The organism is Calditerrivibrio sp. (assembly GCF_049968475.1).
In the GTDB taxonomy this organism is placed as follows: domain Bacteria; phylum Chrysiogenota; class Deferribacteres; order Deferribacterales; family Calditerrivibrionaceae; genus Calditerrivibrio; species Calditerrivibrio nitroreducens_A.
The window spans coordinates 305,646-313,826 of the sequence record NZ_JBMFQS010000001.1 but is presented as its reverse complement, the minus strand read 5'-3'; the positions used below and the strand labels follow the sequence as shown (position 1 = coordinate 313,826).

The window sequence follows — 8,181 nt, the reverse complement described above, 5'->3', positions numbered from 1 at the left end:
CTACGGTGGAAAAGATAAAGATGATTACCTGATATATCATGCAGTAGAAAGATTCGGTAATATTTCATACAACAAAGTGGTGAAGCAACATATCATTTCAGATAACACTAACTTATGGTCAAAAGCTTACAGAATCACTACCATCTGCCGGAGTAAAGAGAAGCGATACGATTAGATTTCATAAATTTGAGGGGGTCCACCGGAGTATTCCCAATCACTATTTCGTAGTGACAATGTGGCCCTGTGCTGTCCCCCGAGCTTCCAGACAGAGCAACTATTGTACCCCTCTTAACTTTCTGACCAATTTTTACCTTCAATACAGAATTGTGGGCGTATTTCGTTTTGTATCCAAAACCATGGTCGATTACCACAAGTCTCCCATACCCCTGCTGCCACCCGGAGTATACCACCACACCAGCAGCAGTTGCTCTTATCGGAGTACCAGGCCTTAACGATATATCTATCCCTTCATGAAAGACAACTCCGCGACCAAAAGGGGAAACCCTTTTTCCAAAATAACTGGAAATCCAACCATTTGCAGGTAAAATGGTAGGGGTTGAATCCACCACCAGCTTTATCGCATTGAGTGTATCTATTAGATCCGCCATCGATTTTTCTTTTTCTTCCAGTCGTTTTTTAATAGCATCAGCATCTCTAAGTCGTTGTTCAACATCTTTATAAGATAGATTTTTTTCTATACTTAGGGAATCAAGGGAAGTCTCTTTCCCCCCCTGTGGTAGATATTTAGGAGAAATCTTGAGCTCTTTGGACAACCCTCTTATCTTCTGTTCATACTCTTGCAGATAATTGATTTTTGCTTCAATCTCGGATAGTTTTTTATTATATTCAGATATTTTCATCTTAAGCATCTGGTTTTCCGCTAAGTATTTTAAAGCAGTCATCCGCTCCTTAAATAAAAACGAAGCAGCCACAAAAGATATCATTGCAAAAAACAAAAATGAAAGACCACCTATTACAAAAGCCTTCAATGTGGAATGGTGTACATTCCTAGCTTTTACCTCTCCTAATCCAGAATCCTTAAATATCAATACAGTAACATGCTCATCTTTCTTCTTAAAAAAATGTAAAAATTTAAGTATATATCTTTTCAAAAACATATCTTACTCCTTCATTAGATTTCTCCTCACGAATAATGAAAACAAGATATTAGGTAGATAAATCATAAAGTATTAATTAAATCATGTCAATACTTTTATTTATCTTTATTACCAGCAAGTTACCTGCATGTAATATCTAGGGTATTATTAATATTGAATTAATCTTTTTTAAGTAACGTATAAATAATTCTATATAAACCACTTAAATATGTCTCTCTACCAGTTTTGAGAAAAAGGTCTATTTCAGCAATCAATTCCACAAGTTCCGCCACTTCATCTTTACTCCACCTGTTTATATAATCTTTGTAATTGTGGATGGTATAGGTATACTCTGTAACTAATGATGGTGAGATAATATAAAAGGATAGACTTATAATATGTCTTGAAAGCTCATAAAATATCCTTTCCACACTCTCACCGTCATCCACAATTACTTTAAATATAGCCAATGTTTTATTAAGATCCTTGCTAAAAAAATATTTAATAAACTGATATATACTTTCTGATCTTGAGAAACTTACTAATGAAATTATCTCTTCATCACTCCTGGGTTTTTCGTAATTATAAAATATTTTTATCTTTTCCAGCTCATTCTTTAAAATCATAGGATCCTTGTTACACATCTCAAAAATATACTTTGCCGTATCAATTCCCACGATAAGCCCTTCATCTTTAAAGTACTGCTGAATCATCTGGGCATTAAAAGATCTTTTTGGCTCGATAATTATATTGAAGCTCTCTTTAAACTTTTTATAGTTTTCCTCTCCTGGTTTTTCATCAAGGAATGCGAGTATCACAACATTCCCTTCAATCTTTGATAAACCTTCCAAAATTTCACTTTTTGATTTCTCTTTGAGATCTTCTGCATGTTTCAATACAGCGATATTTTGTTCATAAAAAAGTGGAATAGATGATGTATATTCAAAAAATTCTTCGATATTCAACTCATCCCCGTAAAAGTACCTTACAGAGTCTTGATCCACATCTTTTACAAGCTCTCTAAGCTTGTCATCGATAAAACTCTGGGATCCCGCCACGAGGATTCTATTTTTTATCTTTTTGGAAGTCATGTAAAAAATCCAGCAGAATATTTCTAACAGTCTTTCTAAAAGCGCTATTTCTATTATCTATATTCTGGGATATATTATTTGTAATATTGTATGTCTGCACAGAAGAATAATCTTTTTCAAAAACTTTTTTATTATGCTTGTCGAAAACATTTAAAGAAATGTTTGATTTTAAATCCGTCTGAACGGTCTGACTTGACCTGGTAATAATCGAAGATTCCGTAGTGACTTTTTGTAATACAATTTTAAGTTTATAATCATAGCTATTATCGTCTAAAGCAAGTGCATTATAACTATTCAAAAAACTTTTTGTCTCATCATCAAGTAGGGCAAAATAGTCAGATTCTTTATCAAGGCTGACAACTCTATCCAGAAGAAATTTGTATTCTATATTCGTATCAATTCCAACAATGCGATATCCACAGCTTACAATTAATAATACTACTAAAAAGATTATGGCATTTTTATACATATCCCACCTATTAAACTTTAGGGGGAAAATCCCCCTTACCTATTTTACCACAAAACTCACCAGCTTCTCTTTCACATAAATCTCTTTTACAAGCTGTTTCCCTTCCAGATACTTTTTGATCTTTTCATCACTTTTAGCCAGAGATAATACAAACCCTTCATCGCTACCCCTCTGAATGACGATCTCCCCTCTCACCTTCCCATTTATTTGAATCGCGATGGTGACATCATCCCTAACGGTATACTTATCATCATAAGTCGGCCACCCATATCTTGAAACAAGTCCTTTGTGCCTTGTAATGCTCCACAACTCCTCCGAAATGTGAGGCGTAAACGGTGCAAGAAGTATAATAAGGCTGCGTAAAGCCTCTCTAAATAGATATCTCTCTCTATCAGTCTTAATCTGAAGCTCAATATCTGAAAGCCTATTTGAATACTCCATAATAGCCGCCACAGCCGTGTTTAATTGATATTTTTCTATATCAAGTGTAACCTTTTTTATAGTAGAATGCATGTAATACAATATATCTTTTGAAACCTTACTTTCTTCACCATTTTCGGATAACTCTTCACTAAAGAGTGCTATATTTTTATGTATCAATCTCCAAACTCTACCCAAAAATCTAAATGAACCCTCCACCCCCTGTTCATTCCACTCAAGATCTTTTTCTGGTGGAGATGCAAAAAGTGAAAATAGTCTTGCGGTATCGGCACCATACTCATTTATAAGGTTATCAGGGTCAACGACATTCTTTTTCGATTTACTCATCTTCTCCACACGACCTATCTCCACAGCCTTTCCACAATGTTTGCATTTACCATCCACAACTTCTTCCGGGAAAAGCCAGTCATGTTCCCCACATCTATAAGTTTCTTTACAAACCATTCCCTGTGTCAATAACCTTTCAAATGGTTCATCAAAATCCACATACCCCAAATCCCGCAAAACTTTTGTATAAAACCTGGAATATAAAAGATGCAATATCGCATGCTCCACTCCACCAATATATTGATCCACCGGCATCCAATATCTCACCTCATCTTTATCAAAAGGGGCCTTATCATTTTTTGGAGAACAGTACCTTAGAAAATACCAGGACGATTCCACAAATGTATCCATAGTGTCGGTTTCCCTGGTTGCGGGCTTACCACATTTTGGACATTTCACACGTTTAAACGATTCGGAGCTATCCAGTGGATTACCTATCCCGGTAAATTCAACGTCAAGAGGTAAACGAACTGGCAGATCCTCATAAGGTACCGGCACAATCCCACAATCATCGCAGTATATAATAGGTATCGGAGCCCCCCAATAACGCTGCCTTGAGATTCCCCAATCTTTTAATCTATAATTAACAGATCTCTTTCCTATACCCTGAGATAAAAGATAATCTGTAATGGCAGTCTTTGCTTCTTCACTATTCATTCCGTTAAACTTTCCTGAATTAATCATAATTCCAGGTTCTGTATATGCCTCAGTCATTTTTGAAGGATCTAAATCTCTATCTAAAGGTTTGATAACAATGATAATTTCAAGGTTATACTTTTTTGAAAATTCAAAGTCCCTCTGGTCATGTGCAGGTACCGCCATAACTGCACCTGTACCATAATCCATAAGAACATAGTTAGCGATATAAATAGGCATTTTATAACCCGTAAGTGGATTTATGGCGTACTTCCCTGTGAAAAATCCTTTCTTCTCTTTATCATCAGCCATTCGGCTTATTTTATCCTCTTTTAGAATACCATCTATAAACTCAAAACCATCTTTTTCTCGGTCAGTACCTTTCAAAAGCTCTTTAGAAAGAGGATGTTCCGGAGCCAGAAGCATAAACGTAGCACCAAAAAGGGTGTCAGGCCTTGTGGTAAATACAGTAATCCTCGTTGATTCACCTTCCACGTTAAAATCTATCTCAGCACCGTATGACTTCCCTATCCAGTTCCGCTGCATTACCAGAACCTTCTCAGGCCAACCCGGTAATTTGTATGTCCATTCAAGCAGTTCTTCAGCATAATCTGTAATCTTAAAATACCAGCTATTTATCTCTTTTTTTTCCACTATCTCCCCACATCTCCAGCACCTTCCATCCTCCACCTGTTCATTTGCCAGTACTGTGTGGCAGTCGTTGCACCAATTTTGTAGGGATTTTTTACGATAAACAAGCCCTTTTTCATACATCTGCAGAAAAATCATCTGCTCCCATTTGTAGTATTCTGGATCACAAGTGGCAATCTCTCTATCCCAATCGTATGATAGCCCCATCTTTTTAAGTTGCATCTTCATATTCTCAATATTGGAATAAGTCCATTTGGCAGGATGGATCTTATTTTTTATGGCGGCATTTTCCGCCGGAAGACCAAACGCATCCCAACCCATTGGATGAATCACATTAAATCCCTTCATAAATTTATATCTTGATATTACATCCCCTATAGCGTAATTTCTCACATGCCCCATGTGGATTTTACCAGAAGGATAAGGAAACATCTCAAGACAATAGTATTTAGGCTTATTATTATCCTTTTCCACCTTAAAAACCTTATTCTCTTCCCAAATCTTCTGCCACTTATACTCTATAACTTGTGGGTTATATTTCATAAAATACCTCCAGATTCTAAACTAACCATTAAAAATAGCAGTATTTTCATAAAACATCAAGAAAAATTAACCATTCACCCATCTCTTCCACCATCTTGATTGTTCTTTTCAAGTTTTTTCTTTTTTTTCCGATATATCAATTAAGATGGCATGGATGCCACAAACCACAGGGAGGTGCTTTATGTTAGTGGTAAACAATTTAAATTCAGAATTTTACGACATCATTTCCGAGAAGGAGAAGAATGTGAACATAGAGCTTTCAGATTATTCTAAGCTTTACCTGATGAGCCTTCTAAAAGGACTTATTGAAAAAAACGACTTCTTTTATAAAGATATCATAGGAAATGACGCCCTTGCTGAGGCATTTATGAAGGCTCTATCCGAAGAGCTACTCAAAAAAGTTCAGAAAATTAAGGCTGTCGGGGATTTATGCCTTATATATAGCGGCCTTTTCCCGGATATGCTCAACAGAAAGCTCGTGGACATAGATTATTTTATTCAATTAGGAAAGGTATCTTTTTTGACTTTACATAGAATTTATGTCACCATGAACTCATTGAGTGATTTAAGAAATTTATATTACAGTATTTTTTTAGATTTTTTGAAACTTGTAACTGTTATGATCGAAATATCAAAAAGCTTTAAACTGATCGATCAAAGGAATCTTCTCAAAGTGTATGAGAGATGGCAAAAAACAAAAATTAATGGTCTCTACGAAATTTTAAAATCAAACAATATTCACCCAATCGCATATCAAAGCGAAGCCACAAACTAAAAAAGGCGGGAAACCCCGCCTTTTAGTTTCAATCTAAATCATGATTACTTCTTTGCTTTTCTTGCGAGCTCTATCCCAGCCTGAAGTGCTTTTTTATTCAGTTCTTCAGTACCTTTTGGAACCTTGCTCAAAACACCTTTTTCAAGTTTCTCATAATCTATAAGATTCGCAAGCTCATTCACAACCCCGAGGGTTACGATATTTGCCACCATAGACTTACCCACATCTTCTGCAGCAGTTTTTATTATGGGTAATGAGTACAACTTGAAATTCCCCTGAGGCTTATTCTTAACAAGGAAATCATCCACTATTACAATACTACCCTCTTTTGCATCCACCACGAATTTATCGCATGCCTCCTGAGTGAGAGCCACAAGTATGTCAGACTTTAACACCTTAACATAGTTTATATCTTCATCGCTAATTACCACTTCACCCCTTGCGGCACCACCCCTTGCCTCTGGTCCATATGATTTAGTTTGAACTGCTTTCTTCCCTGCATAAACAGCAGCATACCCAAGTATAGCAGCTGCAGTGATTGTACCTTGTCCACCTGAACCACCAAGTCTAATATCTATCCTTGCCATTTTATACTCCTATTTTTTTAATCCTACAGTAGCATCATATGTCTCAAGATACTCTGGTCTTTCTACTTTGTGAAGAACACCTATGATGAATTTACCAGCAAGCTCCTCCGGAGACATATTCTTTGCCTTTTCTATATTCACAGCATTATCCTTCATCCACATAAGCATTGAAGCAGGTGTTTTAAATTTATTCTTTCTACCAAAACCAGTCGGACAAGAATTTATTATTTCCACAACACTTGTTCCTTTATGTAAAAATGCCTCTTTCATAGTTTTTTCACAATGTGCCACATGATAAGCTGTGGTTCTTGCCACATAAGTTGCTCCTGCACCTATAGCAAGATCGGTGATATTAAAGTTGTTTTCAGCCATACCATATGGTGATGTTGTGGCCCATGCACCCTTTGGTGTAGTGGGTGAATATTGTGCACCTGTCATACCGTATATGTTGTTGTTGAAAACAAATATTGTTATATCAAGATTTCTTCTACATGCGTGGATAAAGTGATTACCACCAATGGCTGTCATATCACCATCGCCACCCATAGCAAGAACGTTCAACTTAGGATTGGCCAACTTAAGTCCAGTGGCAAATGCAATAGATCTACCATGTGTTGTATGTAATGTATTGAAATCTACATATCCAGGCAAACGGCTGGCACAACCTATACCTGAAACTATAGCCACATCATTCTTATCCCACTGCAAAGAGTCGATAGCCCTTATGAGAGATTTTAATACGATACCATAAGAGCACCCTGCGCACCATATATGTGGCAGCTTACCTTTTCTCAAATATTTAGCGTAATCGTAAGACATTTATACAAACCTCCTGATTTTTTCAAGGATCTCAGCTGGAAGTATTGGATCCAACATCAGGCTATAAAGCCCTTCCACTTCACAGCGACCTCTGGCAACCCTCTGAACCTCCAGAGTCATCTGCCCAAGGTTCATCTCTGGTACTACGATACCTTTTATTTTATTTTTTGACAAAATCTTATCGAGGTGCTTTTCTGGGAACGGCCAAATAGTAAGTGGTCTTATAAGACCTACTTTAATACCTGCATTCCTCGCCTCAACCACAGCATGTTTAGCAGACCTTGCAGTAACTCCAATCGCAAAAACTAAAACTTCAGCATCGTCTATCATAAACTCTTCAACTTTTACTATATCGTCATAATTCTTATTGATTCTTTCGATAAGCCTCTTGGTATTTTTTGTATGAAGTACTGGGTCATTTGTCGGAAAACCATCGGAATTATGATGAAGACCTGTTATATGGTATCTATAACCAGAACCAAACGCTGCAAGAGGAACAAAGTCTTTATCTAAATCAAAAGGTAAATACTCCTCTGGTTTGCAGGTAGGTTTTGGTCTTTCGATTACTTCCAGTTCTCCTGGCTCAGGTATCTCAATCTGCTCCATCATCTGACCTATAATGGCATCTGTAAGTACTATTACAGGACAGCGATATTTTTCAGCCAAATTGAAAGCTCTTACTGTCTCTTCAAACTGTTCCTGAACTGATGCGGGAGTTACGGCTATCACCGGATGATCTCCATGT

General features: G+C 36.7%; 9 protein-coding genes (1 of these 9 cut by a window edge). 2 read left to right on the top strand and 7 right to left on the bottom strand.

What is annotated here, in order from left to right:
• On the top strand, positions 1 to 175 hold the final stretch of the coding sequence (locus tag ACP5Q2_RS01610; protein WP_428096518.1) for an SH3 domain-containing protein. 1,064 nt of this gene lie to the left of the window's left edge; 175 of the gene's 1,239 nt are visible here — the last part of the coding sequence; the start codon falls outside the window, past its left edge; the stop codon is at positions 173 to 175.
• Here the strand turns inward: ACP5Q2_RS01610 and ACP5Q2_RS01605 are convergent.
• The 4 genes from ACP5Q2_RS01605 to leuS form a co-directional block, all read right to left on the bottom strand.
• On the bottom strand, positions 138 to 1,118 hold the full coding sequence (locus tag ACP5Q2_RS01605; RefSeq protein ID WP_428096515.1) for a peptidoglycan DD-metalloendopeptidase family protein: 981 nt from the start codon (positions 1,116 to 1,118) through the stop codon (positions 138 to 140). The two genes, ACP5Q2_RS01610 and ACP5Q2_RS01605, sit on opposite strands and share 38 nt — an antisense overlap.
• Positions 1,119 to 1,276: 158 nt before the next feature.
• Positions 1,277 to 2,188 (bottom strand): DNA polymerase III subunit delta, encoded by a 912-nt coding sequence (gene holA, locus ACP5Q2_RS01600; RefSeq protein WP_424604812.1) that lies wholly within the window; start codon positions 2,186 to 2,188, stop codon positions 1,277 to 1,279.
• Positions 2,163 to 2,657, bottom strand: coding sequence for a hypothetical protein (locus ACP5Q2_RS01595; protein WP_424604811.1), 495 nt, complete (start codon positions 2,655 to 2,657; stop codon positions 2,163 to 2,165). Before ACP5Q2_RS01595 ends, holA begins: the two co-directional genes overlap by 26 nt.
• Positions 2,658 to 2,696: 39 nt before the next feature.
• Positions 2,697 to 5,255, bottom strand: a complete 2,559-nt coding sequence (gene leuS, locus ACP5Q2_RS01590) for a leucine--tRNA ligase (protein ID WP_428096512.1) — start codon at positions 5,253 to 5,255, stop codon at positions 2,697 to 2,699.
• 181 nt (positions 5,256 to 5,436) lie between these two features.
• Here leuS and ACP5Q2_RS01585 point away from each other — a divergent pair, with 181 nt between their 5' ends.
• The gene (locus ACP5Q2_RS01585; protein ID WP_428096510.1) at positions 5,437 to 6,030 is read left to right on the top strand and encodes a hypothetical protein; all 594 of its coding nucleotides are present in this window, start codon (positions 5,437 to 5,439) and stop codon (positions 6,028 to 6,030) included.
• Between the two features lie 44 nt (positions 6,031 to 6,074).
• Here ACP5Q2_RS01585 and ACP5Q2_RS01580 read toward each other — a convergent pair whose 3' ends face one another.
• From ACP5Q2_RS01580 to ACP5Q2_RS01570, 3 genes are all read right to left on the bottom strand, one after another.
• Entirely contained in the window at positions 6,075 to 6,617 is a 543-nt protein-coding gene (locus tag ACP5Q2_RS01580; RefSeq protein ID WP_424604808.1) for a 2-oxoacid:acceptor oxidoreductase family protein, read from the bottom strand.
• A gap of 9 nt (positions 6,618 to 6,626) precedes the next feature.
• Entirely contained in the window at positions 6,627 to 7,436 is an 810-nt protein-coding gene (locus ACP5Q2_RS01575; RefSeq protein ID WP_428096507.1) for a 2-oxoacid:ferredoxin oxidoreductase subunit beta, read from the bottom strand.
• Positions 7,437 to 8,181: 2-oxoacid:acceptor oxidoreductase subunit alpha (locus ACP5Q2_RS01570; RefSeq protein WP_428096505.1), on the bottom strand; the 745-nt coding region annotated here is incomplete at its 5' end.

What these genes read in the sequence shown, in the direction of transcription:
- ACP5Q2_RS01605 (WP_428096515.1), bottom strand. Translation starts at nt 1,118, where the DNA reads ATGTTTTTGAAAAGATATATACTTAAATTTTTACATTTTTTTAAGAAG.
- holA (WP_424604812.1), bottom strand. Translation starts at nt 2,188, where the DNA reads ATGACTTCCAAAAAGATAAAAAATAGAATCCTCGTGGCGGGATCCCAG.
- ACP5Q2_RS01595 (WP_424604811.1), bottom strand. Translation starts at nt 2,657, where the DNA reads ATGTATAAAAATGCCATAATCTTTTTAGTAGTATTATTAATTGTAAGC.
- leuS (WP_428096512.1), bottom strand. Translation starts at nt 5,255, where the DNA reads ATGAAATATAACCCACAAGTTATAGAGTATAAGTGGCAGAAGATTTGG.
- ACP5Q2_RS01585 (WP_428096510.1), top strand. Translation starts at nt 5,437, where the DNA reads ATGTTAGTGGTAAACAATTTAAATTCAGAATTTTACGACATCATTTCC.
- ACP5Q2_RS01580 (WP_424604808.1), bottom strand. Translation starts at nt 6,617, where the DNA reads ATGGCAAGGATAGATATTAGACTTGGTGGTTCAGGTGGACAAGGTACA.
- ACP5Q2_RS01575 (WP_428096507.1), bottom strand. Translation starts at nt 7,436, where the DNA reads ATGTCTTACGATTACGCTAAATATTTGAGAAAAGGTAAGCTGCCACAT.